Origin of the sequence: Parasphingorhabdus sp., from assembly GCF_048269865.1 — a bacterium.
Classification (GTDB): domain Bacteria; phylum Pseudomonadota; class Alphaproteobacteria; order Sphingomonadales; family Sphingomonadaceae; genus Parasphingorhabdus.
In genome coordinates, this window is sequence record NZ_JBLWUA010000010.1 from 47,603 (window position 1) to 73,867 (window position 26,265).

At 58.6% G+C, this 26,265-nt stretch carries 24 protein-coding genes; 9 read left to right on the plus strand and 15 right to left on the minus strand.

Annotation, left to right across the window (positions count from 1 at the left end; all coding sequences use genetic code 11):
- Positions 1 to 11: 11 nt before the first annotated feature.
- Genes bchL through bchF form a run of 5 tightly spaced genes read right to left on the minus strand, consistent with a single transcriptional unit; the run spans position 12 to position 7,860 of the window.
- Positions 12 to 902 carry a ferredoxin:protochlorophyllide reductase (ATP-dependent) iron-sulfur ATP-binding protein gene (gene bchL / locus ACN0WW_RS13820; RefSeq protein WP_417613450.1) on the minus strand — a complete coding sequence of 297 codons (891 nt, stop codon included), beginning with the start codon at positions 900 to 902 and terminating at the stop codon, positions 12 to 14.
- A gap of 16 nt (positions 903 to 918) precedes the next feature.
- Positions 919 to 4,509, minus strand: coding sequence for a magnesium chelatase subunit H (locus ACN0WW_RS13825; RefSeq protein ID WP_417613451.1), 3,591 nt, complete (start codon positions 4,507 to 4,509; stop codon positions 919 to 921).
- Positions 4,499 to 6,040, minus strand: coding sequence for a ferredoxin:protochlorophyllide reductase (ATP-dependent) subunit B (gene bchB / locus ACN0WW_RS13830; RefSeq protein WP_417613452.1), 1,542 nt, complete (start codon positions 6,038 to 6,040; stop codon positions 4,499 to 4,501). Before bchB ends, ACN0WW_RS13825 begins: the two co-directional genes overlap by 11 nt.
- 3 nt (positions 6,041 to 6,043) lie before the next feature.
- On the minus strand, positions 6,044 to 7,327 hold the full coding sequence (locus tag ACN0WW_RS13835) for a ferredoxin:protochlorophyllide reductase (ATP-dependent) subunit N (RefSeq protein WP_417613453.1): 1,284 nt from the start codon (positions 7,325 to 7,327) through the stop codon (positions 6,044 to 6,046).
- On the minus strand, positions 7,324 to 7,860 hold the full coding sequence (gene bchF / locus ACN0WW_RS13840) for a 2-vinyl bacteriochlorophyllide hydratase (RefSeq protein WP_417613454.1): 537 nt from the start codon (positions 7,858 to 7,860) through the stop codon (positions 7,324 to 7,326). The genes ACN0WW_RS13835 and bchF overlap by 4 nt, the downstream gene beginning before the upstream one ends.
- Positions 7,861 to 8,068: 208 nt before the next feature.
- On the opposite strand from bchF, the gene ACN0WW_RS13845 reads away from it, so the two are divergent.
- The 7 genes from ACN0WW_RS13845 to ACN0WW_RS13875 all read left to right on the plus strand — a co-directional run bounded on the left by ACN0WW_RS13845 (position 8,069) and on the right by ACN0WW_RS13875 (position 14,721).
- Positions 8,069 to 9,019: a cobalamin B12-binding domain-containing protein gene (locus tag ACN0WW_RS13845; protein ID WP_417613455.1), complete on the plus strand. Its 951-nt coding sequence runs from the start codon at positions 8,069 to 8,071 to the stop codon at positions 9,017 to 9,019.
- A gap of 16 nt (positions 9,020 to 9,035) precedes the next feature.
- A complete protein-coding gene (gene ppsR, locus ACN0WW_RS13850) occupies positions 9,036 to 10,460 on the plus strand; it encodes a transcriptional regulator PpsR (RefSeq protein WP_417613456.1) in 1,425 nt (474 codons plus the stop codon).
- 94 nt (positions 10,461 to 10,554) lie between these two features.
- Positions 10,555 to 11,457, plus strand: coding sequence for a chlorophyll synthase ChlG (gene chlG / locus ACN0WW_RS13855; RefSeq protein WP_417613457.1), 903 nt, complete (start codon positions 10,555 to 10,557; stop codon positions 11,455 to 11,457).
- Entirely contained in the window at positions 11,457 to 12,782 is a 1,326-nt protein-coding gene (locus ACN0WW_RS13860; RefSeq protein WP_417613458.1) for a BCD family MFS transporter, read from the plus strand. The genes chlG and ACN0WW_RS13860 overlap by 1 nt, the downstream gene beginning before the upstream one ends.
- Positions 12,779 to 13,975 (plus strand): geranylgeranyl diphosphate reductase, encoded by a 1,197-nt coding sequence (locus ACN0WW_RS13865; protein ID WP_417613459.1) that lies wholly within the window; start codon positions 12,779 to 12,781, stop codon positions 13,973 to 13,975. The genes ACN0WW_RS13860 and ACN0WW_RS13865 overlap by 4 nt, the downstream gene beginning before the upstream one ends.
- Positions 13,972 to 14,454, plus strand: a complete 483-nt coding sequence (locus ACN0WW_RS13870) for a TspO/MBR family protein (protein ID WP_417613460.1) — start codon at positions 13,972 to 13,974, stop codon at positions 14,452 to 14,454. The genes ACN0WW_RS13865 and ACN0WW_RS13870 overlap by 4 nt, the downstream gene beginning before the upstream one ends.
- 9 nt (positions 14,455 to 14,463) lie before the next feature.
- Positions 14,464 to 14,721, plus strand: coding sequence for a hypothetical protein (locus ACN0WW_RS13875; protein WP_417613461.1), 258 nt, complete (start codon positions 14,464 to 14,466; stop codon positions 14,719 to 14,721).
- A 99-nt stretch (positions 14,722 to 14,820) separates the two neighbouring features.
- On the opposite strand, the gene pufM is transcribed toward ACN0WW_RS13875, so the two are convergent.
- The 9 genes from pufM to ACN0WW_RS13920 form a co-directional block, all read right to left on the minus strand.
- Entirely contained in the window at positions 14,821 to 15,750 is a 930-nt protein-coding gene (pufM, locus tag ACN0WW_RS13880; RefSeq protein WP_417613462.1) for a photosynthetic reaction center subunit M, read from the minus strand.
- A gap of 16 nt (positions 15,751 to 15,766) precedes the next feature.
- On the minus strand, positions 15,767 to 16,591 hold the full coding sequence (gene pufL, locus ACN0WW_RS13885; protein WP_417613463.1) for a photosynthetic reaction center subunit L: 825 nt from the start codon (positions 16,589 to 16,591) through the stop codon (positions 15,767 to 15,769).
- A 106-nt stretch (positions 16,592 to 16,697) separates the two neighbouring features.
- On the minus strand, positions 16,698 to 16,883 hold the full coding sequence (gene pufA / locus ACN0WW_RS13890) for a light-harvesting antenna LH1, alpha subunit (RefSeq protein ID WP_207989776.1): 186 nt from the start codon (positions 16,881 to 16,883) through the stop codon (positions 16,698 to 16,700).
- Between the two features lie 12 nt (positions 16,884 to 16,895).
- Positions 16,896 to 17,129: a light-harvesting antenna LH1, beta subunit gene (gene pufB / locus ACN0WW_RS13895; protein WP_417613464.1), complete on the minus strand. Its 234-nt coding sequence runs from the start codon at positions 17,127 to 17,129 to the stop codon at positions 16,896 to 16,898.
- A gap of 136 nt (positions 17,130 to 17,265) precedes the next feature.
- Entirely contained in the window at positions 17,266 to 18,711 is a 1,446-nt protein-coding gene (gene bchZ / locus ACN0WW_RS13900; RefSeq protein ID WP_417613465.1) for a chlorophyllide a reductase subunit Z, read from the minus strand.
- A 115-nt stretch (positions 18,712 to 18,826) separates the two neighbouring features.
- Complete coding sequence (bchY, locus tag ACN0WW_RS13905) at positions 18,827 to 20,359, minus strand: chlorophyllide a reductase subunit Y (RefSeq protein WP_417613466.1); 1,533 nt, start codon at positions 20,357 to 20,359, stop codon at positions 18,827 to 18,829.
- Between the two features lie 5 nt (positions 20,360 to 20,364).
- Positions 20,365 to 21,348 carry a chlorophyllide a reductase iron protein subunit X gene (locus tag ACN0WW_RS13910; RefSeq protein WP_417613467.1) on the minus strand — a complete coding sequence of 328 codons (984 nt, stop codon included), beginning with the start codon at positions 21,346 to 21,348 and terminating at the stop codon, positions 20,365 to 20,367.
- Positions 21,345 to 22,280 (minus strand): chlorophyll synthesis pathway protein BchC, encoded by a 936-nt coding sequence (gene bchC, locus ACN0WW_RS13915; protein WP_417613468.1) that lies wholly within the window; start codon positions 22,278 to 22,280, stop codon positions 21,345 to 21,347. Before bchC ends, ACN0WW_RS13910 begins: the two co-directional genes overlap by 4 nt.
- A 103-nt stretch (positions 22,281 to 22,383) precedes the next feature.
- Positions 22,384 to 23,520 carry a methyltransferase gene (locus ACN0WW_RS13920; protein ID WP_417613469.1) on the minus strand — a complete coding sequence of 379 codons (1,137 nt, stop codon included), beginning with the start codon at positions 23,518 to 23,520 and terminating at the stop codon, positions 22,384 to 22,386.
- A gap of 75 nt (positions 23,521 to 23,595) precedes the next feature.
- On the opposite strand from ACN0WW_RS13920, the gene crtD reads away from it, so the two are divergent.
- Both crtD and ACN0WW_RS13930 read left to right on the plus strand, forming a co-directional pair.
- Entirely contained in the window at positions 23,596 to 25,143 is a 1,548-nt protein-coding gene (gene crtD / locus ACN0WW_RS13925; protein WP_417613470.1) for a 1-hydroxycarotenoid 3,4-desaturase CrtD, read from the plus strand.
- Between the two features lie 59 nt (positions 25,144 to 25,202).
- A complete protein-coding gene (locus ACN0WW_RS13930) occupies positions 25,203 to 26,033 on the plus strand; it encodes a hydroxyneurosporene dehydrogenase (RefSeq protein WP_417613578.1) in 831 nt (276 codons plus the stop codon).
- A gap of 45 nt (positions 26,034 to 26,078) precedes the next feature.
- Here the strand turns inward: ACN0WW_RS13930 and ACN0WW_RS13935 are convergent, their stop codons facing one another.
- On the minus strand, positions 26,079 to 26,246 hold the full coding sequence (locus tag ACN0WW_RS13935; protein ID WP_417613471.1) for a hypothetical protein: 168 nt from the start codon (positions 26,244 to 26,246) through the stop codon (positions 26,079 to 26,081).
- Positions 26,247 to 26,265: the final 19 nt, after the last annotated feature.

Sequence of the window (26,265 nt, forward strand, 5' to 3'; positions counted from 1 at the left end):
GCTATATCCCATCATTCAAACCCCAGAAATTCAAAAATATCGCGATCTTTCATCGGTTTCGCCGCCACTGGATCGACACCGTTCCAAAGCGTCCGCGCCAGGTTCATATATTCCTGCCGCGCCTGCTCGACTTCGGGCGAATCCTCCATTTCGAACAGGGTGCATTTTTTCAGGCGCGACCGACGGATCGCGTCGAGATCCTTGAAATGGGCCAGCCGCCGCATGCCGATCGCATCGCTGAACCGGTCGATCTCGTCAGTCTCGGCCGAGCGGTTGGCGACGACGCCAGCCAGCCGGACATTATAGTTTTTGGCCTTGGCGTTGATGGCCGCAACAATCCGGTTCATCGCAAAGATGCTGTCGAAATCATTGGCGGCGACAACCACTGCGCTATCGGCATGTTGCAGCGGTGCCGCAAAGCCGCCGCAGACGACATCGCCGAGCACATCGAAAATCACCACGTCGGTATCTTCCAGCAGATGGTGCTGCTTGAGCAGCTTCACCGTCTGCCCGACAACATAGCCACCACACCCGGTGCCCGCCGGTGGTCCGCCGGCCTCGACGCACATCACGCCATTATAGCCTTCGAACATGAAGTCCTCGACGCGCAACTCTTCGCTGTGAAAATCCACGGTCTCAAGCACGTCGATCACCGTCGGCATCATTTTCTTGGTCAGCGTGAAGGTGGAATCATGCTTCGGATCGCAGCCGATCTGCAGCACCCGGTGGCCGAGTTTCGAGAAGGCCGCCGACAGGTTGGACGAGGTGGTCGACTTGCCAATGCCGCCCTTGCCATAGACCGCAAAGACCTTCGCGCCCTGGATCTTGTCATCGGGATCGAGGGCAACCTGGACACTGCCGTCGCCATCGGGCGGGGAGTCGCTTCCATCTAATAGGGTCATCTGTCTGTTGCTCCTGTCATTCTGCTGCGACCAGGCCTTCCAGCCGGTCTTCCAAGTCGTCACTGGCATCTCTGAGGGCAGCCAGCGTCGCTGCGTCGGGGGTCCACAATTGCCGCTCGCATGCCTCGAGCAGGCGGTCGGCCACACGGGCGGATGATTTCGGATTGAGCTCTGCCAGCCGCGCGCGCATCGCATCGTCGAGCACGAAAGTTTCGCTGATTTTCTGATAGACCCAGGGAGACACCGTGCCGGTCGTAGCGGACCAGCCCATCGTGTTGGTCACATGATGCTCAATTTCGCGCACGCCTTCAAAGCCGTGCTTGAGCATGCCCTCATGCCATTTCGGATTGAGCATCCGGGTGCGGGTTTCCAGATCGATCTGTTCGCCCAGGGTCCGGACCTTCGCGGTGCCGCTCTGGGTGGCATCGACAATATAGACCGGCGTCGTTGAGCCGCGGGCCTTTTCCACCGCCTTGCTCATACCGCCGAGCCCGTCGACATAATGATCGATATCGGTGATGCCGAGTTCGACCGATTCCAGATTCTGATAGGTCAGTTCAACGCCGGCCAGTTCGCTTTCCAGCAGTTCACGATGCTGCGCCGGCTCGCCGCTCCGGCCGTAGGCATAGCCCTTGTGCGTTTCGAACATATTGGCCAGCTCTTCCGGATCGCTCCACGACCCCTCGTCGATCATCATGTTGACATTGGCACCATAAGCGCCCTGCCGGTTGGAAAAGACGCGTAGGCTCGCGGTTTCCAGATCACAATGATGCTGCGCCTGATGCGCCAGACTGTGCTTGCGGACAAAATTCTGTTCGCTGGGCTCGTCTGCCATGGTCGCCAGATAAGTGGCTTCGGCAATCATCCGCGTTTGCAGCGGCAGCAGATCCCGGAAGATACCGGACAGGGTGATGACAACGTCAATCCGCGGCCGGCCCAATTCTGCCAGCGGGATCAGCTCCGCACCAGCCAACCGGCCGTAATCATCAAATCTTGGCCGCGCGCCCAATAGCGCCAGCGCCTGTGCAATCTGCGATCCTTCGCTTTTCAGATTGTCGGTGCCCCAGAGCACCATGGCAATGCTTTCGGGCAGCGCGCCGCCATCCGACAGATGCCGCTCGATCAGCTGCTCGGCCTGTGCGCTGCCCTGATTGCAGGCGAATTTACTCGGGATACGGAACGGATCAAAACCGTGGATATTGCGACCGGTCGGCAGCACATCCGGATTGTGCAGCAAATCGCCACCGGGAGCGGGCGCAATGAAGGCACCATCCAGAGCGCGCATCAGAGCACCCAGCTCGTCATTGGCGTCCAGCTTTGCTGCAATATCGGCCTGCTCAAGTTCCGGGTTGGCCTCCGCCATCGCTGACAGCAGAGCCTCGCGGTCCTCACCCGATAGTTCACCGCCAAATATATGCAGACCTTGCGGGATCAATTCGCGCTCGATTTCGTAGAGCCGGGCGGACAGGCTATCCATATCCCCCGCTTCGATATCGAGTTCTGCGCAATGGTCGCGGATCAGCGTTTCCAGTTCCTGCTGCTCTGCGCCATCGCCAGCCACCGTCCGGTAGCGCTCAAGCAAAGCCTTGAGATCGGTGAAGCCCTTATACAGACCGGCTTCCGCAAGCGGCGGCGTCAAATAGCTGACCAACGTTGCGCCCGACCGGCGCTTGGCAATAATCCCTTCGGACGGGTTGTTGGAGGCATAGAGATAGAAATTCGGCAAATCGCCCAGCATCCGCTCCGGCCAGCAGTCGCCGCTCAGACCGGCCTGCTTGCCCGGCATGAATTCAAGCGCGCCGTGGGTGCCAAAATGCAGCGCCGCATGGGCTCCAAAATCTTCGCGAATATAGCGGTAGAAAGCCGAGAAGGCATGGGTCGGAGCAAAATCGCCCTCGAACAACAGCCGCATCGGATCGCCTTCATAACCGAACGATGGCTGCACCCCGACAAATATATTGCCGAAATGCGCACCCAGAACATGGATGCTCTGGCCATCGCTTTGCTGCCGTCCGGGAGCCGGTCCCCACTGGGCTTCAATTTCCCTGAGATACGGCTCCCGGCGGACGTGGTTATCGGCGCTGATCCTGCTTGCAACATTGGCATCAGCGCCGAACTGGTCGGCATTGCCATAGAGTATGGCATTGCGAAGCTCATCAACCGTTTCCGGCACGTCCACATCATAGCCTTCGCTTTGCAGGCGATGCAGCGTGGCGTGAAGCGACTCAAACACCGCCAGATGGGCAGCGGTTCCGGTTGCCCCGGCATTGGGCGGAAAGTTAAACAGGACGATGGCGAGCTTGCGCACGGCTTTTTCGGCGCGGCGCAAGCTGATCATATTACCCACTTTGGCGGCCAATGCCTCTGCGCGTTCCGGACAGCTGTGCATCGCCCGGACATTGTCATTGGCCGGGAATTTGCAGTTGCGGCTGCAGCCGGTGCAGCCTTCAGCCGAACCGTCCGAGCGTCCGCCGAACACGCTGGGTGCCACTGCGCCATCCAGCTCTGGGATCGCCAGCATCATCGTCGTTTCGAGCGGCAGCAGCCCCATCTTGCCAGCGCCCCATTGCTCGAGCGACTGGAACTCGATTGGATGCGCCGCGATATAGGGCACATCAAGACCGGTCAGCGTTTCTACCGCAGCATCCACGTCGTTATAGGCAGGCCCGCCAACCAGTGAAAATCCAGTCAGATTGATGATCGCATCGACCTGCGGTTCGCCGTCGCGGACAAAAAATTCTTCGATCGCCGGACGGGCATCCAGACCATTGGCGAAAGCGGGGATGACGCGCAGACCGCTCGCTTCCAGCGTCCGGATCATACCGTCATAATGCCCGGTATCGCGGCCCAGCAGATAGGACCGCAGCATCAGCAACCCGACGGTGCCGGATATGTTCTGACCGACGGGAAGCTTGCTCGCATCTTCGGTCAGCCGCTCTTTCAGATCCGGATGATAGACTCCGACTTCGGGATATTCACGGGGCGGCTCGGCGGCCATCTGTCCGACCAGCGCCGCGCGGTCGCCACTGGCATAGCGGTCGATCAGCGAGCGCACCATATCGACGACATTGTCATCCGATCCGGCCAGCCAATATTGCATGGTCAGAAAATATTGGCGCACGTCCTGCGCCGCACCGGGAATGAAGCGCAATATCTTCGGCAGCCGCCGCAGCATTTTCATCTGGCCCGCGCCGGAACTCGCGCCCGGCTTTTTCGAGCCGCGGAGCTTCTTGAGCAGCGCCATCGGTCCCTTGGCCGGCTTGTCCATGCTGTAGCCGCCAAGCCGAGTCAGCTTGACGATATCGGCCGATGACATCAGCCCGACAATCGCATCGCACTGATCGCGCCGCTCGAGAAGGGCGGGACGGATCGCCTGCACATGATCTTCCAGAAACAGCATCGTCGCGATGATGATATCAGCCTTGGCGATATCGGCTTTGGCGCGATCGAGCACCGCCGGATTGCGGTCCCAGTCGGACGCCGCATAGATACCGATGCTGATATTGTCCTTGGCCAGCCGCATATTGGCGCGCTCGACGGCCCCGGCGAGATGATTGTCCAGAGTGACGATCACCACCCGGACGGCAGGGCTGACGCTACCGGGCATAATGGGCCTTGGCTTCGTACAGCGTCGCCAGTTCGATAGTGGAGACGCCCTGTTCGGAGGCGAATGTCTCGGTATTCCGCTTTGCCTTGCCGCGGACGAAGAACGGGATTTTCTTGAGCTCGCGCTGCGCATCTTCGCTCCACACGGCCTCGGTATCATTGGCCGGTGCAGCCAGGACTTCTTCTTTTACCGGAGCGGAATGGCCCGGACCCAGATGCGATGCACCCGCATGATCGTTGAATTCGAAATCGTCGCGGAACATGGTCAGCAGATGTTCCTCCAGCCCCATCACCAGCGGATGGACCCATTCGTCAAATATGACATTGGCCCCTTCAAATCCCATATGCGGCGAGTAGCGCGCGGGAAAATCCTGGACATGGACGGGCGAGGAAATCACCGCACAACCGATGCCAAAGCGCTTGGCAATATGGCGCTCCATCTGCGTGCCGAGCACGAGTTCGACCTGCGCGTCCTCAATAGCCTGTTCGACCGCGAGATGGTCATCGGTGATCAGCGGTTCTACACCATAGAGTTTCGCCGCTGCCCTGACATCGCGGGCATATTCGCGGTTGTAGCAACCCAGGCCGACGACCTTGAAGCCAAGTTCCTCGCTGGCCAGTCTTGCCGCCGCGACCGCATGCGTACCGTCGCCAAAGATAAACACCCGTTTGCCGGTGAGATAGTTGGAGTCGATCGAACGGCTCCACCAGGACAGACGGGACAGCCCTTCTTTCAGCATCGGCTCCGGATCGACGCCGGCCAGATCGGCCACTTCCCGAACAAAATCCTTCGTTGCGCCGACGCCTATAGGCACAGTCCGCACCGCTGGCTGGCCAAATTCACGCTTCAGATATTCCGCCGCCAGATCTCCGGTTTCCGGATAGAGCACGATATTGAAATCCGCCTCTCCAAGCCGGGCGATATCGGCAGCGCAAGCACCGAGCGGCGCGGTGACATTCACATCAATGCCCATCTTGCCGAGCAAGCCGCTGATCTCAACGATGTCATCGCGATGCCGAAATCCGAGCGCTGTCGGCCCCAGCAGGTTGACCAGCGGGCGCCGGCCTTCCCTGTCACTTGCCCGCCGGCTCTTGTCGCTCAGCGTACGGACAATCTGATAGAAGGTTTCAGCCGCGCCCCAATGCTCCTTGCGCTGATAGCTGGGCAGTTCGAGCGGAATGACCGGTATCGGCAAACCCATGTTCTCGATCAGTCCGGCGGGATCATCCTGGATCAGTTCGGCGGTACACGAGGCACCCACCAGCATCGCATCCGGTGCGAACCGCTCGACAACATCCAGCGCTGCGGTTTGAAAGAGCTGCGACGTATCCTTGCCCAGATCGCGCGCCTGGAACGTGGTGTAGGTTACGGGGGGACGCTTGTCCCGCCGTTCGATCATTGTGAACAGCAGGTCCGCATAGGTATCGCCCTGCGGAGAGTGCAAAAGATAGTGAATGCCTTCCATCGCCGTGGCAACCCGCATGGCTCCTACATGGGGCGGTCCTTCATAGGTCCAGACGGAAAGCTGCATCTGCTATACCCTCAACACATCGCGGCGGCGCAGTGGCCGCGCAAATAATTCGGCAAGATCACCCGCCTGGTCGAAACCGTGGATCGGCGAGAACACCAGTTCGATCGCCCATTTTGTCGAAAGACCTTCCGACTCCAGCGGGTTGGCAAGGCCAAGCCCGCAGACCGTCAAGTCCGGCTGCGCAACGCGAACCCGGTCCAGCTGCTTGTCGACATCCTGCCCTTCGCTAAGCTGCACACCGGCAGGCAATGCAGCCAGTTCCTGCGTCAGATGCGTGCGGTGCAGATAAGGCGTGCCGACCTCGGTCAGCACCATGCCCAACTCATTAGCCAGAAAACGCGCCAGCGGAATTTCCAGCTGCGAGTCCGGCATGAAGAATATTGACTTGCCCGCTAGCCGTTCACGCTGATGCGCAATCGCCTTCACGGCGCGCTGCTGATAGGGAGCGAGTACGGAATCGAAATGATCCTGATCCACGCCGAATGCATCCGCTGCCGCCTGCAGCCAGCTGGTGGTGCCCTCTATTCCAAAGGGAAAAAGGCTATCGAGTCTTTGCGCGCCGCGTTCTTTCAGACATTGCGCGGTGTCGCCCAGAAACGGCTGGGCGAGAAGGAAACGGGTGTTGGGACCAACGCCGGGCAGATCGGAAACCGCCCGCGCCGGCAGGCTTGCGACATTGTCGATACCGAGATCCGCAAACAGCCGCATGAACTGGTCTTCAACAATATCGGGCAGCGAACCGACGATGATCAGATTGGCCGGCGCATCGTCCGACAGCTCCGGCATGACTGGAACCAGCGACGCCAGACAGGCATCTTCGCCTTCGGTAAAGGTCGTTTCAATGCCGCTGCCGGAATAGTTGAGCACCCGAACCCGCGGCGCATGTTTTGCACCAAGCCGCTGCGCCGCTTTTGAAAGGTCCAGCTTGATGACTTCCGAGGGGCAGCTGCCGACAAGGAACAGGGATTTGATCTCGGGTCGCCGCGCAAGCAACTGATCGACGATCCGGTCCAGCTCTTCATTGGCATCGGCGAGACCGGCCAGATCGCGCTCTTCCATAATCGCCGTGGCAAAACGCGGCTCGGCAAAAATCATCACGCCGGCGGCGGATTGCAGCAAATGCGCACATGTCCGCGATCCGACGACAAGGAAGAATGCATCCTGCATCTTGCGGTGCAGCCAGACGATGCCGGTAAGACCACAGAATACTTCCCGCTGGCCCCGTTCCTTGAGAACCGGCGCGCAATCGCTTCCGTTGGCTTTCGCTAGAGGCAGGACAGCGTTCACGCTGCCACCGCCATATGCTGCGTACCCTGCAATCGCGCTACCCGCAGCTTCCAGAGGAACTGCCCGGCATTGATGACATAAGTAGCATAGGCCGCCAACGCGACATAGAGTTGCTGCTTGACCGAACCCCAGCCGCCAAACAGCATTACCAGATAGGCGGTGTGCAAAGCCAGCACCGCCATGCTGAACACATCTTCCCAAAAGAAAGAGCGGGCAAAAAGCCATTCGTCAAAGACGACCTTTTCCCAGATCGAACCGGTGATCATGATCAGGTACAGGACCAATGTTTTCAGCAGGACCGAGACTTCGGCGGCGGCCTCGCCTTCACCGGTGACCAAAAAACGTATCACTAGTGATAGACTGCATAAAAAAACCAGAAACTGGATGGGCGCCAATATTCCCTGAACCAGCGTCCAGATCGACTCGTCGCGACGCTTGCGCTGGTCATCCGTATATAACGAAGCGACTTGCGAAGTCGCTGCTAGACCCTTGCTTTCCGCGTTTGTCAGTTCTGGATTGTTCTGCTTCACCATGTGATGATCGACCGCTCCCAATGTTGCGATATGCAGAGTAAGTCCGATTTGGATAAAGTGTCAAGTTTTTTAGACGTCCATTTTATTTGACACTTTAGACATTGTCAGCTACCCAGAATTGACATAGCTTGCGACTCACTCAAGGACCGAAAGGGTCCGAGTGGCCGACGTTATGTCACGCCGACCAGACTTTTAGGGGAGTCTGACAATGCCTACTGATTTTGGGATATCCGAACTACGATCCAAACTCGACGATTGGCGTTCAACCTGGAAGATCATGACACCCGAGGGTGCAGACGCAGAGGAACGCTCAAGAACCAAACTTCCTGCAAAGGATAAGCCTGACAATGCTGGTTACGATTTATCTCTCTTGATCCAGAACCTCGTCATACCCCGGCTGATCGCGGATCGGCAAGAACCTGGCTACCGGCTAGAAGAACAAAACCTGTCCCCAGAAGAAACTTTGATTTCATCGCGTATGATCACCGCTGACGATGTCGAAGAATTCTCCCTGCTTTCCACCACCAGCGATGCACGCGAATTGCTCGACTTTGTCGACAAATGCCTCGCCAATGGCAGTTCCGTTGATTCCATCTACGTCGATCTGCTGGCTCCAACGGCCCGCAGGCTTGGCGAATATTGGGAGTCCGATGAACGCGATTTTGTCGATGTGACCATGGGCCTTTGGCGCATCCAGGAAATATTGCGCGAACTGACCCTGCGCATTCCGCCGCCTGCCATCGCCGGCTTCGGACAGCGGTCGGCTTTGTTTTCGACCATGCCTGGAGAACAGCATAGTTTCGGAACGTTGATGATCGCAGAATGCTTCTACCGCGCCGGCTGGGATGCGGACATTTTGATCGAGCCCAGCCAGTCGGAACTGATTGGAAAATTTGCCAATCGACACTATGATCTCGTCGGATTGACCGTGAGCCTTGATTGCCCTAAGGCGACCCTGTCTGGTTTGGTCAGCGCGATTAGGTCGGTTTCCAACAACCCCGAAACGAGAATTATGATGGGGGGGCGTGTCATCAACGATGCGCCCAACTTGATCGAAGAATGCGGTGCCGATGCGACAGCTTCTGACGCACCGGCCGCGGTAAAATTGGCTGACGCGCTTGTGCCTCTGAAAGCAGACATGTTTGAGAGTTTATTATAGAATATGACGAACGCCGATGAACATTCTGAAACCAGCTGATCACCGGATTCCCTTCGGCGATGCGGATGCTATTTTTGACGGATTTTCAAAAGACGATGTAATCGAACTCGCCTATGCATCAGGCGATTTCATGCTGGCGATTGACGACAGCGGTACGATTGTCGACGCTGCCGCAAACTCCTCCGACCATGGTTTTGTCTATCAGTGGATTGGGCAAAAATGGGCAGACACGGTTACCATCGACAGCCTGCCCAAGATCGAGCAGATGCTGGACGACGAGGAAGAATCCGGACTCGAATGGCGGCAGGTCAATCATAACCACGACGACGGCGAAGTGCCGGTTCGTTACAAATTGATCAGGCCGGCAAACAAAGGTTTCCTGTTGGCAATCGGGCGTGACCTGCGCACGATCGCGATGCTGCAGCAACGTCTGTTGAAAACGCAGCAGTCGATGGAACGCGATTATCTCAGTCTCAGGCAGACAGAAACCCGCTACCGATTGCTGTTCGACAATATTTCTTATCCCGTCCTGATCATCGAAGCGGACAGCCGGTTCATCCAGCAAGCCAATCGCGCCTGCCATGCACTGATGGGCTCTGCCCCCGGTTCGCTTGACAAAAAAGATGTGCTGGAGCTTGTCGATCCCGCCGATCATGGTGCCCTGATCGCCTATCTGGGTGCGGCTTCGGTCAATGGAGCGACCGAGCCCGTCATGATCCGTTTGACGGACCGGACCGGCACGGTGAAGGTTTCTGCTGCGCCGTTTCGGCAATCCGGAAAGCAGTTCCTGCTGCTTAACATTGACGACGGCACCCACGATGTGCCTGGCAAGACATCAGATCAATATATTCTGGATGCAGTCGAGCAGATGCCGGACGCGTTCGTCGTGACCGACGAAAAGCAGGACATCATGATTGCCAACCGGGCCTTTGCCGAACTGGTCCAGACGGGTGCCTTTGAACAATTGCTCGGCCAGTCTCTGAACCGGTTTATCGGGCGGCCGGAAGTCGATCTGGGCCTGCTTAAAAAGCAGCTGAAGGATCACCAGAATGTCCGGAATTTCAGTTCGGTCGTGAATGACCTGAGCGGCGGGTCGGAGCCGGTCGAGATATCAGCGATCATGATCGATCGGGATCACCCGATATACGGCTATTCGATCCGCAGCGTCGGTCGCCGCGAACGCGATCTGCCGAGAGGGGCCGGGGACCGACCCCGTACAGTGGATCAATTGACCGAACTGGTCGGTCGCAAGCCGCTCAAAGAAATTGTCCGCGAGAGCACCGACTTGATCGAGCGCATGTGCATCGAAGCGGCGCTTGCCCACACCTCAGACAATCGTGCGTCGGCTGCTGAAATATTGGGACTGAGCCGGCAGAGCCTCTATTCCAAATTGCACCGTCACGGTCTGGGCAATCTGTCCGGCAAAGACCGCAGCAATTAGGTCGCGTCACCGGAATTTTTCCGACAGATTTTTAGACATATTTTAATGTCCAATTAATTTGACACTTTGCCCGACAAGGCATAGCTTACTGGCTATGGCAGACTCGGTAATTTCGACACGATCCGCCCGCTTTCCCGCGGTCAGGGACGTTGTACAGCTGACCAAGCCTGTCACCTGGTTCCCCCCGATGTGGGCCTTCCTATGCGGCGTCGTGTCATCAGGCGTTTCGATCCCGGATAACTGGGTCTTTCTGATCACAGGCATAGCGCTGACCGGTCCGATCGTCTGCGGCACCAGCCAGGTCATCAACGACTGGTGCGACCGGCATGTCGACGCCATCAACGAACCCGACCGCCCAATACCCTCCGGACGCGTGCCGGGCCTGTGGCCGGTAGCGATCGCGCTGACCGGCTCGGCCCTTTCCCTCGCCGTTGCTGCGGCGCTCGGCCAATGGGTTTTCCTGGCGACCTGCGTCGCGCTCTTCTTTGGCTGGGCCTACAGCGCCCCGCCTTTTCGCTTCAAACGCAGCGGCTGGATCGGTCCGATGGTTTGCGCCCTCAGCTACGAGGGTCTGTCCTGGTTTACCGGCGCCAGCGTGATGGCAGGCGGCCTGCCCGCGACGAATATCATCGTGGTGCTTCTGCTCTACAGCCTTGGCGCTCACGGCATCATGACATTGAACGATTTCAAAGCGGTCGAAGGAGACCGCGCCACCGGCTTGCGCTCCCTGCCCGTCACCATGGGCGTAAGGCCTGCGGCCCTGTTCGCCTGCGCGGTTATGGCCGGCGCACAATTCGCGGTCATTGCGCTGCTCATTGACGAAGCGCTGCTGCTGTCGGCTGCCGTCGTCGGCCTGTTTACCGCGATTCAGCTCGGCCTGATGGTTCGGCTGGTACGCGACCCGGCAAAATTCGCGCCCTGGTATAATGCGACCGGGGTTTCGCTCTATGTATTTGGCATGCTGGCGGCAGCACTGGGTCTGGGGAATTATATCTGATGGCAAAAGGGCACCCGATAGAAGGCTTGAGCTGGTTTGGCATATTCCGGCTCGGCACGGTCCAGGCGGCAATCGGGGCGATCGTGATGCTGGCAACATCGCTACTCAACCGCGTCATGGTCGTCGAATATGCAACCGCCGCGGCAATCCCTGCCGCACTCGTCGCCTGGCATTATGCGGTGCAGCTCAGCCGGCCTTTGTGGGGCTATGGTTCCGACCGCTCGCCCAGACGAACCCCTTGGATCATCACTGGCATGGGCATATTGGCGCTGGGCGCTATCCTCGCGGTTGATGCGACGATCATGATGGCAAACCCTGGTCCGCTTGCGGCCATTCTCGGCATTGTCGCATTCACCATGATCGGTATCGGCGTCGGTGTTTCCGGAACCGCCTTGCTGGCATTGCTGGCATCGCGCGTTACCGTGGAAAGAAAACCGGCCGCAGCCGCGATCAGCTGGACGATGATGGTCGCTGGCATCGTGGTAGCCGCCGGCGTGTCGGGTTCCTATCTCGATCCCTTTTCCGAAGCCAGACTGGCCATTGTGTGCAGCCTGGTGGCGCTCGGCGCATTCAGCCTGGCGATGCTGGCGCTACGCGGACTGGAAGACCGCTTCCTCGCCGTCGAACAGGCACAGCCGGACAAGGCCGCTTATAATTTCAGATCGGTGCTGGCCGAGATCTGGCAGGAGCAGCAGGCTCGGCGATTCACCTATTTCGTATTTATCTCGATGCTGGCCTACAGCATGCAGGATCTGATCATGGAGCCATTCGCCGGCCTCATTTTTGACATGACACCGGGCCAGTCGACGCAGCTCGCAGGTCTGCAACACGGCGGCATATTGCTCGGCATGGTGATCGCGGGCGCGGGCGGCAGTGCCTATGCCAAACGCTATGGCCCCAATCTGAAACTCTGGGCCGTCACCGGATGCATCGGATCCGCGGTGATGCTGGCCGGTCTCTCGATGGCAGCAACAACCGCTGGCGCTTGGCCCTTACGCGCCAATATATTCGGTCTCGGCATCGCCAACGGGGTGTTTGCCGTCGCCGCTGTCAGCGCAATGCTCGGCCTGGCCAGCAAGGGCAAGACATCCGGCGAAGGCGCACGGATGGGCGTATGGGGCGCGTCGCAGGCAATTGCGTTTGGCCTCGGCGGCCTGATCGGCGCGGTTGTCGTCGATCAGCTCCGCCATATCATGGGTGAAGATGTCACCGCATTCCAGATTGTCTTCGCCGTCGAGGCAATCATGTTCATCGCTGCCGCATTGGTGGCGACGGGCACGACCATGACACGGCCAGCCAGCGCCAAGGAGGCACTCAAGATATGAACCAGCAAACCGATTATGACGTCGTCGTGGTTGGCGGCGGTCCGTCCGGAGCAACCGCAGCCAATGATCTCGCCAGGCGAGGCCACAAGGTCATGCTGCTCGACAAGGCTGGCCGGATCAAGCCGTGCGGCGGCGCGGTCCCTCCCCGCTTGCTCAAGGATTTTGACATTCCACAATCGTTGCTTGTCGCCCATGCGCATTCAGCGCGGATCATTGCGCCATCCAACAAAAAGGTGACCATGCCGGTTGGCGATGGTTTTGTCGGCATGGTCGACCGCGACCAGTTTGACGAATGGTTACGGGACCGCGCGGACCAGTCGGGCGCATGTCGGACCACCGGAAAATGTGAAGACGTGACGACCGATGCTGACGGCATTGCCACCGTGACATTTCGCAGCGATCGCGGTTCCGCTCTGCAAAGCGTCACGGCGCGCGCGGTGATCGGTGCCGATGGAGCACGCTCCCGCGTTGCCCAGAAATGCCTCCCCAATGCGGAACGCGTGCCGTGCGTCTTTGCCTATCATGAAGTGGTCAAAGTGCCCGAGAAAATTGATGCCGATTATGAAGCCGACCGCTGTGATGTCTATTATCAGGGCCATCTGTCGCCGGACTTCTATGCCTGGGTCTTCCCGCATGGCGAGCATATGAGCATTGGCCTGGGCAGCGCCAACAAGGGCTTTCCGTTGCGAGAGACAACCCGCCTGATGCGGGAGCAGACAGGCTTTGCCCATTGGGAAACCGTCCGCAAGGAAGGCGCACCGATACCGCTGAAGCCTCTGAAACGCTGGGACAATGGCCGCAATGTCGTCGTCGCTGGCGATGCTGCTGGCGTGGTCGCCCCCTCCTCGGGTGAAGGCATCTACTATGCGATGACCGCTGGCCGGATGAGTGCGCAGGCCGTGGATCTGTTCCTCGTGACCGGCGAAGCAGACGCGCTCAAGACGGCCCGCAAAAGCTTCATGAAAGCGCATGGCCGCGTCTTCTGGATCCTCGGGATCATGCAATATTTCTGGTACAAGAATGACAAGCGCCGCGAGCGCTTTGTCAAAATGTGCGACGACCCCGATGTCCAGCGCTTGACTTGGGAAGCCTATATGAACAAAGAACTGGTCAAGCGCGATCCGCTGGCGCATGTGAAGATATTCTTCAAGGACCTTGGTCACTTATTTGGATTGAAAGCCGTAGAGAGATGAATCGAGCCGCCATATTCCCGATTATCATCGCCGGAACGCTCGCTTTGATAACGGCAATGGTCGGGGGCTCAATTACCGTACTCAACGACTGGTATTACACGCTGCAGCAGCCTGCATGGGCGCCGCCGGGCTATATGTTCGGCATCGTCTGGACGACAATCTTTGCCCTGATCGCGCTGGCCGGTTTTCTCGGTTGGCAGAAGGCACCATCGCGGCGCACCGCAGAAATCATGCTCGGCCTGTTCGCGCTCAACGGCTTTCTCAACCTCGCCTGGAGTTTCATCTTCTTTCGGATGGAACGTCCGGATCTTGCCTTTTATGAACTCATCGCGCTTTGGCTGTCGATCCTGGCACTGATCATATTTTGCGGCCGCTTTTCCAAAAGCGCGTCGCTGTTGCTTGTCCCCTATCTGGTATGGGTAACAATTGCCGGAACGCTGAATTACCAGATCGTCGCGCTCAACGGCCCCTTTGGATAGCACCCTGCAGTGACCGAGTTTTTTGCCAGCGGGCATGCGGTCGATGTCGTGCTCGCGGTGTTACTTGCGGAGGCGTTGCTGCTCAAATTTCGCGGAACATCATGGCCCGAGATAGCGGGCGTACTGCTGCCTGCCGTGTTGATGATGATGGCGCTCCGCGCGGCCCTCACAGGCGCGTCATGGCCAATGATTGCTATCCCCCTGGCGCTGGCCTTCCCCGTACATATCTACGATCTGCGTCGCCGCAAGTTATTGCGGAAAGACTGAGCCTTCTTAGCGTCCGATACAGTCGTGCAAAGAAAAGCCCGGCGATCAGGCCGGGCTTTTCTTTGCGGGGAATATCCACTCGCCTATGAAGACATCCGATCAATATTCGGGCGCGTAGTGATGCTCAATCGCCCAGAGATACCAGTTGTCGACCACGGTGCCGGTCAGCAAGATACCGATGCCACCGGTTAGCGGGCAGAGCACGGCAAACCACCAGGCCCAGCGATGGATCGATTCCATCGTCGCGTTGAAACCCATCGTCCATCTCCAGAACAGCGCTGCGCGCTCGGACGCCGTACCGCGATCGGTAATCTGCTCCAGTTCGCGTTCGCCGCCATAACGGCCTACCGCCAGGATCGTCGCCCCGTGCATGGCAAACAGCAACGCCGAGCCATAGAGGAACACGATCGAAAGCGCGTGGAATGGATTGTAGAACAGGTTGCCATAAGTCAGGGAGAAATTGTTCGTCCATTCCAGATGCGAGAAAATGCCGAACGGCACCGCTTGCGCCCATTCGCCCATGAAGAACGGGCGAATGAAGCCGAGCACCAGATACAGCCAGATTGCGCTGAGGAAGGCCCAGGAAACATGTGTGCCCATGCCAAGCGCTCTCGCCCGGCGATAGGTACGAACCCACCAGAGCAGGATTGATGTCGTCAGGAAAAAGCCGGCCAAAATCCACCAGCCGCCATCCCACAGCGGCACGAACGGAGTGAAACCATATTCCGCCGATGGCGGGTTCAGAGTCAGCCAGAAAAATTGGCGGACAAATTCAACCGGATCCCAATTGACAGAAGCCAGCATGTTCAAACCGATAATCTCTATGGCGAAAAAGCCGAACAGCAAGGACGCAATGCCGAGCCAGCCCAGATAAATCGGTCCGATTTGTGCCTGTCCGAACTTCCCCATCCAGTAGCTGAAGGCGGTGTCCTTGGTCCGGTCATCGGCTTCGCCAGCTGACAGCGGAATTCCCATTTCGGGTGCATGAGCCAGTTGCACTTGGGTAAATATATTCTGGTATCGTGCCATCTAACTATCCTCCCCCTTAAGACCAAATCGGAATGTTGCGCCACCATTCCCACCATTCCGGCCAGCCTTCTGCATAGAGCGGTCCGGCAATGATAATGCAGACCGCACTCCAGAAACCGGCGTTCAGGGCCAGGAATAGGCCGAGCCGATGGATGCCGATCGTACCGACCGAATAGCCGATGAAATCGCGAAAAAATGTATCCTCATATTCCGGCGTCTTGACCTCCTGGCCTTTTTTCGGATTGACCGCAGACAGGATCAGCGCTCCGTGCAGCGCCAGAGCAAAGGTCGTGGTGAAGAAGAACGACACCGCGATCATATGGGCCGGATTATAGTGGAAATTGACATATTGATATCCGGTATTGGATACCCAGTCGAGATGACTGAAAATGCCGTAGGGGAAACCATATCCCCATGCGCCCAGAAGAAACGGGCGGAAAATCACCAGAGTCATATAGGCCAGAATGGCGAAGCCGAAAGCGATCGGGACATGATAGCCCATGCCCAGTTTCCGGCATATCTCTACCTCACGCAGCGCCCAGGTGATGAAGGCGCCGGTCGCGCACATGGTGATGATCTGCCAGAAGCCGCCTTCTTTAAGCGGCGCCAGACCCAATCCATATTTCACATCCGGCGGATTGATCGATATCAGCCAGGGATTCCATGTATCGCCAAGCGATGCGGCATAGAAGATCAGCGCCGTCCCCAATATTGCGAATATCGCCGACAATACCCCGAAAAATCCGATGTAGAACGGGCCTATCCAGAAATCGAACAGATCCCCGCCGATAAGCGTCCCACCCCGGACACGATATTTTCTCTCAAAGCTTAACAGCGACATAGCAAATTCCTCTGCCACCACGATCGGTGTGCAAATTTCGAGCCTAAGAAATCTCCCCTGTGGGAGGCACGACGCTTTCGCGTCGTGACCTCCAAAGGGCTTGGGTTCAGGTTAGTCGTTCAGACTGTTCCAGCGATGCCGTAGCAGCTGGACCCGCTCCTGGGCCTTCAATCCAGTTGAAGCGATCGGTGCTCAACAGGATGAAATGGATCAGAAGAGCCAGAACAAACAGGAAGATTGCCAGAGCAACCAATGTCCTGCGCGGATCAAATATTAGCCAAAGTCTCCACATGATTCTGTCTCCCTAAACCAGGAACGAGGTGATGGTCGCTTGCGCCACCTGCACACCGTCATTCAACATTGCATAACCATTGACTCCCGGGAACCAAGGCCGCCACATCCATACCAGCACGTGCGCAATGATTGCGATGATGGTAAATCCGATGAAGCTGCTCACAAAGATCTTGTGAAACTCCTTGGCCTCTTCCGGGGTCAGATAAGCTCCAGGACCGAAACGGTCGTCACTTAAATCGCTCATATTTCCTTCTCCAGTTTAGCCCCCTGAAAGCCGCGTAAAGCGCCTCCCACGGGTATTGCCTTGACGACACCCATTGCCGTTAAGGTTGCGGACACTGGACGGGGATCCAGCGAATATCTGGGGATATCCACGCAAATCATGCGTTTTCCCCTTGCAGCATGGTGGCTGCCAAACGGTCGGCGGAGACATTGTCCTCTCCCGCCAGCCGGGCGCTCCGCTCGGCGGCGTCGCGCAGTCTCTTGGCGGCGGAAATACGGACCAGGACCGGCTGCGATTCAACAATCGCATCGAGTTTTTCCTTGGCATCGAGGTCCCAGGTCATCGGCACATCCTTGCGCGATGGCGTCGCGACCCCTGCGTCCATCTGCGTCGACAGCGGCAGGATGTGGAACAGCGCATCGAACAGCGCATTGCAGACTTCCTGCACCAGATAGGTGGCGCCGGAATAGCCCATATAGGGCGTGCCCGTGTGCCGGCGGATCGCCGCGCCCGGGAAGGACGCCGGGATGAACATGCCGCGCGCACCGGTCTCGGCCATGTACATCCGCTCGTTATAGCTTCCGAACACCACGAACGGCGGGTTGTCGGCGATCGTGTCCTTGATCGTTTGGTTGTCGGTCTTGGTCCCGGCGGTGCGACTGATCGCAAAGGCGCAGGGCAAGCCCATGTCATTTTCCAGAAAATTGCTGATGCCGCGCGCATAGGTGTCGTTTGCAACAATCCCGAAATTGGCCGTGCCGAAGAAATCCTGCGTCACCGAGCGCCACAGGTCCCACAGCGGCTTGATCGTCGTGTGCTTTTCCTTCTCGATAAACGGTTCCGGATCTAGCCCGGTCATCTCGCCCAGTTGCCGCAGGAATCGGGTCGTCGATTCCAGCCCGATCGGTGCCTGCAGATAGGGCCGCTCCAGCATCTCGCACAGATTGCGACCAAATTCGCGGTACATGCAGATATTGACCGAGGCGTTGGCCAGCTGCCTGATATCGGCCAGATGGCTGCCCAGCGGAAAAACCATATTCACTTCCGCGCCGATGCCTTCAATCAGCCGCCGGATCTCGGCGACGTCGGACGGCATGTTGAACATGCCATAGGACGGCCCGATAATATTGATCTTCGGCTTCTCGCCTTCCTTGACGACCTTCGGCTTGGGCATTTTTTTCGGCCCGAATTCGGTCCACAGCCAGGACAAGGCCCGGTCCTCCGACTGCCACTGATCCTCGTCGATGGTGCGCGGCAGGAAGCGTTTGATATTGGTGCCCTCGGGCGTCACGCCGCCGCCGATCATCTCGGCAATCGAACCGGTCACCACCACAGCGGGCAGGTCCGGATCGAGCGCTTTCCAGGCCCGCTTCATCGCGCCTTCGGTACCGGTCTTGCCCAGTTCCTCTTCGCCCAGACCGGTCACGACGATCGGCAATTCATGCGGTGGCAGCCCGTCGGTATAATGCAGCACCGACGTCACCGGCAGATTTTCGCAGCCAACCGGCCCGTCGATAATCACCTGCAGCCCCTTGATCGCGGTGAACGCATAGACGGCGCCCCAATAGCCGCCCGCCCGGTCATGATCGAGAATGAGCGTCATAGCCCCCTCTCCTCTAAAAAACCCGTTCGGGCTGAGCCTGTCGAAGCCCAGCTGTCAGCGCGCAAAACACCCTTCGACAAGCTCAGGGCGAACGGCAGAATTGGCCTCAACACGCTCATGACCCAATCGCCTCCGCCGCCTTGGCCGCCGCAGCATTTTGCGCAGCATATTTCGCCTTGAACTTGGGCCGGTCGGTCGGCGTGTCTTCCCATATGCCCGACGCATGCCCCTCGCCCACGCCCTTGAAAAATTCCCGCATCCGGTCGAACCGTTCCTTGTTCGCCATCGCCGCATTGACCACCTGGGCGAGACTGCCCGCCCCTGCCGGTCCCATAAGTGGCCGCGCCGAAATCAGGTTGGTGAAATAGAGCGCCGGAATGGCTTTCGCCTTGGCATGCTGCACCACCGGCGTCGTGCCGATCGCCAGGTCCGGACCATATTCCTCGACCGCCGCGATATCCTCTTCCAGACTGGCGCGGTAATTGACGCGAACGCCTTTGGCTTCGAGCCACTCGCGGTCTGGATCCGACCATTTTGTCCGCGGACAGGCGGTGCCCACATAAGGCACATCGGCGCCGCTTTCGATCAACAGCCGCGCCACCAATAGTTCCGAGCCTTCATAGCCCGACACCGTAATCCGTCCCTTGACCGGCATTGCGGCCAGCGCGCCGGTAATAGCGGGCAGGAAGGCGTTATGCGCCTCGGCGATCTGGTTCGCACTCGCGCCCGTTGCTTGACCGATCGCCTGCAACCAGGCCGCCGTGCCGTCGCGGCCGACCGGAGCCGAACCGATGACCTTGCGCCCCGCCGCTTCAAATTCGCGCACGCTCGCCGTGTAAAAGGGATGGATCGCGGCAATCACCGCGCCATCGAGCGCAGAATAGAGCTCCCGCCATTCTCGCGTCGGCACAACCGGACCGGCAGCGAGACCAAGCGGCTCCAGCATATGACCGATACCCACCGGATCAGCCGGAAACATTTCGCCCAGCAGCGTCACCGAAGGCTTGGCAGCCACTTCATTCGGTGCCGCAACCGGCCCCTGCTCCGCTTCCTCGCGCGCATATTTCAGCATCGCGCCAGCGAGAACGTCCTTCGCCTCGGCATGGGTCGGCACGCCAAAGCCCGGCACATCGATGCCGACAATACGGACGCCATTGATCGAGTCCGGCAGCAACCGCAGCGGCACACCGCTGGCGGTCGGCACGCACAGATTGGTGACGATGATCGTGTCATATTTTTCCGGATCGGCCATCAGTTCGACCGCTTCCTTGATATCCTCGAACAGCTTGCCGGTGACGAGAGTCTCCGAACTGAACGGCACATAGCCAACGCTGCGCCGCGCACCGTAGAAATGCGAAGTGAAGGTCAGGCCATAGACGCAGCAGGCCGAACCCGAGAGGATCGTCGCCGTCCGCCGCATTCTGAGGCCCACGCGCAGCGAACCGAAGGCCGGGCACATCGACTGCGGCTGGTCATGCGGACCGACCGGATAGTCTTTTTCATAGCGATCGAGAATTTCCGACTGGCCTGCTTTTTTGGCAGCTTCGCGCATCGTGTCGGCGCCGCCGTGACAGCCGCTGCCTTCAGCAGGCGGAGCGAGATCGATCCGGTCCGGGATTCGCATTGTCGGGGTGGTGGTTTCGGACATATCGATCAAACCTCGTCGTAGATCACTTCGAGGGATGGCTTCTCTTCATAGGTGCCGCCGCGCATGTCGGCCTGGGTGGCCGGTACCAGCTCAACATTGCCGCCCGTTTCGTCGGGGGAGAACAGATCCAGCAACCCATCCTGCTCCAACGGCGTCGGCTGCCTCGGCGCGGCTTCGGCGACATTGACTGCCAGTTCCTCGAACAGGCTCGCCCATTCGCTTTCTGACGTTCCAATGATCTGATAATTGGCTGACTTCTTGCGGATGTCGTCGTTCGCAGGGATTGCGGTCAGCACCGGAATATCGACCGCCTTGGCAAAGGCCTGCGCCTCACCGGACCCGTCATCCTTGTTGATGATCATGCCGGCGACGCCAACATTGCCGCCCATCTTGCGGAAATATTCGACCGCCTTGCAGACATTGTTGGCGACATAGAGCGACTGCAGATCGTTCGATCCGACGACGATCACCTTCTGGCACATGTCCCGCGCGATCGGCAGGCCAAAGCCGCCGCAGACCACGTCGCCAAGGAAATCGAGCAAAACATAGTCGAAGCCCCAATCATGAAAACCGAGCTTTTCGAGCAGTTCAAATCCGTGAATGATGCCGCGACCACCACAGCCACGTCCGACCTCGGGGCCGCCCAGTTCCATCGCGAACACGCCATCGCGTTGGAAGCAGACATCCTCGATGGAGACTTCTTCGCCGGCCAGTTTTTTCTTCGACGAGGTTTCGATAATTGTCGGGCAGCTTTTACCGCCGAACAACAGGCTGGTTGTATCGGATTTCGGATCACAACCGATCAACAACACGCGTTTGCCTTGCTGCGCCATCATATAGCTCAGGTTGGACAGCGCAAAACTCTTGCCCGAGCCGCCCTTGCCGTAAATGGCGATGACCTGGGTTTCCTTTTTGACCTCGCCCGTGTGTACCGGATCCGGTTCAACCGAAGCTTCGTCGCGCAATATATCAACATCTAACATGGTCATTCGCAATCTCTCCAGTCGAGCACCATTTTCAGGCAGTCGGGATTTTCAAAAGCCTCGGGGTAGGCAGTTTCGGCATCGGAGGCGGGCTCGATGCTCGTGATCAATCCGGTCAGGTCGAGCGCTTCGCTCTCGATCATCATATTTATCGAAGCCAGATCACGCGGCTGCCATTCCGCTGCGATGCGCAGCCGTGCTTCGCGCTGAAAGGCGGGCGGGAAGGCAAAGCTGATCGGCTGGTTATAGAAACCGGCCAGCACCAGCTCGCCGCCTTTGGCCAAACGACCGATGAAGCTCTCAATCGAACCGGCATCGCCGCTGACATCACAGATGGTGCGGTAATCATGCCGGTCATCATCGTCGGGATGAATGACACAATAGCCTGTAGCCCCATCCTGACGCGCGCGGTTGGTATCCCAAACCGTCGGTGCCGGTACGCCAGAGGCAAGGGTCAATCGCGCAATCAAACGACCGAGCACGCCATGACCGATAATCAGTTCGGGTGCTTCACCATGGCCGATGGCATGCAGCGCGGTCGCTGCAAGCGCATATAATATGCCCTCTTCCGCCAGCTTCTCTGCAATCGGCAGAGCGCGGGCCGAAGCCACGATGACGGTTTTTGCCGATCCACCAAACAAGCCGCGGGCATCGCGATAGCAACTGGCGCCCGGGACAAATACCCATTCGCCTATCCGGCCCTTCGCGTCGGCTCCCGCGTCGACGATACGGCCCACCGACTCGTAGCCGGGAACCAGCGGATATCCCATGCCCGGAAAATCTGGCATTTGTCCGGTCCACAGAAGCTTCTCCGTGCCGGTGCTGATACCGCTAAATTGGATTTCGACCTGGACGTCGCCAGATTCCATGGGGTTCAGAGCAGTAGAGCGCATCGAAAGGTTGCCGGGAGCATCCAATATGATCGCTGAAGTTTGCAAAGCGTCCCCTTCTCACGATGTCCCTGCCGTGAATGAGAGACTCCGTTGAGTGTCAAATTACTTAAACAAACTTAAATGTCAAATATATTGGACACTTTCGGTGTCATTTGATCGCGACCAGGGCTTTCGCGATAATCGGCAGATCGGTTCCAATCTCCCTGACCGATGAAAATCCGGCTTTTCCGAGCATCTCGCGATTCTCCGCGACCGAGCGGGGACGGCCTGACCCCATCGCCCAGAGATAGAGACCAAAATAACCATCGCCCATGGGCTCCGCCCCTTTGGTCTCCGCCATCGGTTCAACGATCAGCAATCGTCCGCCTTCCGGAAGCGCCTGGTGGATATTCCGGATCAGCGCGTCGACAACCGCATCATCATGGTCGTGAAGGATGCGGATCAGAGTGATCAGATCATATCCCCCAGGCACCGGATCATGCCGGAAACTGCCTGCATGGGTCACGACCCGGCGATCCAGCGGCCTATCTGCAAAACGCGACTCCGCCAGAGGTACAACATCCGGCAAATCGAAAATCGCAAGCTCGAGTGTCGGCGCAATCTGACTCACCGCTTCTGCAAATGCACCGCTTCCGCCCCCGACATCGAGCATCCTGTGATGCCGCGAAAAGTCATATTGGGGCAAAATCTGTTGCCAGATCATCGGCTGGGTCGCTGCCATCAAGTCCGAATAGGGCTGGCTGTCTTTGGTGCCTGCCTCGCTCTTCGACGCATAGGTCCAGAATTGCGACAGGGCACTGTTCTGACCGCCTTGCCGGCTGAGCAAAGCGAACGGATCCGCCATATCCTGATAGAGCAATTGATGATGCCGGATCATCGCCATCGCCCCATCATTGGCAGAGAGCGCCGCACCGGTTTCACCCAGAGTCCACAGTCCGTGTTGCGGCGACTCGACAATATCCAGCGCGGCACCGGCCCGCAAAATTCGGTCCGTCGCCTGACTGTTCAACTCGGCAAATGCGGCAATATCCGAGTCGCTTCGCAAGCCCTCGCGCAGATAATTGATCAGACCCGATTGTACGAAGACATAGAGAATTTGGGTGTAGACGAAGCCCGCAATCAGATCGAACTGCTGTGCCGCCTTGCGCCGGGCAACCGTCCGAAAAATCGGGGTTTTTGCGGCCCATTTCTGAAAGGCAGCGCTCCCCAATATGCGGTTTCGCCGAAGGACCCACCAGGTCCTCCAGTTGCGCTGCAAAGGGATATTGTCATCTGATCTGGACATATATTATGTCTATTTGAATGGACTTCTGTTAGATTCCCGTCAAACTGAAACTGTTGCGACGTTATCGGAGCTCGGGTGGAGAAGGACCAGACTATCATTATCGGCGCTGGCATTGGCGGTCTGGTCAGTGCCGCTTTGCTATCGGCACGCGGCGTCCCGGTGACCGTTCTGGAGAAAGAAAAATCCCCCGGCGGTAAGGTCCGTCAGCTTGACGTCGACGGCGCTGCGATCGACGCCGGCCCCACGGTTTTCACGATGCGCGATGTCATCGACGACATATTTGCCGCCGCCGGCAGCAACAGCGACGACCATCTCGAACTCCAACGCGCCGATACCTTCGCGCGCCACGCCTGGAGCCGCGAGGAGACGCTCGACCTGTTTGCCGACTCCGAGAAAAGCGCCGATGCAATCGGCCAGTTTGCCGGGGCCAAAGCGGCAGCCGGCTACCGCAGTTTCTCGAAAGAGGCCGAACGCATTTACAAAATCCTCGACCGCTCGATGCTGCGCAACAGCAAGGTCAGCTGGCCGCTGCCGCTGATGTGGCGGATCGGTCTCTGGCGGATCGGCGACCTGATCGCGATCCGTCCCTATGAAAGCCTGTGGAAGGTGCTGGGCGAGCATTTCGATGATCCCCGCCTGCAACAATTATTCGGTCGCTATACCACCTATTGCGGCTCCTCTCCGTTCCAGACACCGGCAACGTTGATGCTGATCGCCCATGTCGAATCGCAAGGGGTGTGGAAGATCAAAGGTGGTATGAATGCTCTCGCCGATGCCCTTGAAACCGTTGCCAAAAAAAATGGCACCCGCTTTCGTTACGATGCGCGCGTCACCGGAATATCGGTCGCGGGAAACCGGGCCACCGGCGTCGAGCTGGCATCCGGCGAACGAATTCCGGCGGCATCGGTCATCTGCAATGCGGACCCTTCCGCACTCGGCTCCGGCCAGTTCGGGACCGAAGCCAGCCGCGCCGTCAGCGCAATCCCAGCACAAAAGCGCTCGCTGTCCGCGATGGTCTGGCTGGCCAAAGCGAAAACAAGCGGCTTCGCCCTCGACCATCACAACGTCTTTTTCTCATCCGACTATCCGGCCGAATTTGCCGACATAAAATCCGGCAAACCGCCCGAGCGACCGACGGCCTATGTCTGCAAACTGGGCGACACCGGACCAGACGGCGCCGAGCGCCTGCAGATCATCGTCAACGCGCCGGCCAATGGCGACAGCCACCACTATACATCCGAGGAGAAAGCGAAATGCACCGCCAACATGCTGCGAACCCTGACGCATTGCGGGCTGGAAATGGAGCCGGACTTCCGGCACCGGCTGGTCACGCCCAACGATTTCTCGACACTCTTCCCGGCGACCGGCGGGGCGCTTTATGGTCGGGCCTCGCACGGATGGGCGGCGTCCTTCCTCCGGCCCGGGAGCCGGACACGGATCCATGGGCTCTATTGCGCGGGTGGAGCGACCCATCCGGGCGCGGGCGTGCCGATGGCCGCCTTGTCGGGGCAACGCGCGAGCGAAGCCGTCCTGTCCGACCGCACTTCGACGTCCTGGTTCCACCGCAAGGCTACCGCTGGTGGTATGTCGATGCGCTCAGCGATGACGAACGCTACGGGCTGACCATCATCGGCTTTATCGGCAGCGTTTTCTCGCCTTATTACAAGCAATCCGGCCGCGATATCCCGCTTGATCACAGCTGCCTCAATGTCGCGCTCTATGGCAAGCGCGGCGCGCGCTGGGTGATGACCGAGCGCGGCTCGCAGGATACCAGGCAGAGCGAGGATGCGCTGACCATCGGCCCCAGTGCAATGCGCTGGGACAAGGACCGGCTGATCATCGACATCGAGGAGCGCGATATCCGTCTCGGTATTCCCTGGCGGCGGCGTGTGAAAGGGCAGATCATCCTCCATCCCGAAATGCTGAATGACAAGTCATTCAAGCTTGATCCTGCCGGCCGGCATCGCTGGCACACCATTGCTCCACGCGCACGCATCGAAGTGAAAATGGAGCAGCCCGACGTGAGCTGGTCCGGCAGCGGCTATCTTGATGGCAATCACGGCAGCGAGCCGATCGAGGCCGGTTTCAAGAGCTGGCACTGGTCCCGCGCCCATTGCGGCCAGGACGTGGCTGTGACCTATGAAGGCATCCGTCGCGACGGCAGCCATTTTGCCAGCGCCCTGCGCTTCGATGCCTCCGGCACGCCGCAGGAAGTCGAGCTGCCGCTGGTCGCTCCCCTGCCCCCGACCTGGTGGGGCATGAAAAGACAGACGCGCGCGGATCGCGGTCATGCTTCGGTGATAAAAACATGGGAAGACTCGCCCTTTTATGCACGATCGGCGCTAAAAATGAGACTTTTTGGTCAACAAGTGACCGCGATTCAGGAAAGTATTTCACTCGATCGGCTGGTCAATCCGGTGATCCAGAACATGCTGCCCTATAAGATGCCGCGTGAACCCAACCGGCTATCGAAAGCTTTTCATATTCCAACACCGATCTTTCTAAGCCGCTAGAAATAGAGCCGCTGCCGGACAGATCGATCGCATCAGCGGGCTATTTCACTCGCTGCCCGGCTTGTCCGCTTTCTCTTTATCGGCAGCTTTTTCCTTGTCTTTGGCGATCTCCCGGTTGATCGACCAGAGTTGCCAGAAACCAAAGGCCAGCGCGACCGCGCCGGAAAAGATAATCTCTATCCATCCAAAATTGTCCATTGGACTGGTCTCCATATCACCCTCCCTTTTTCGG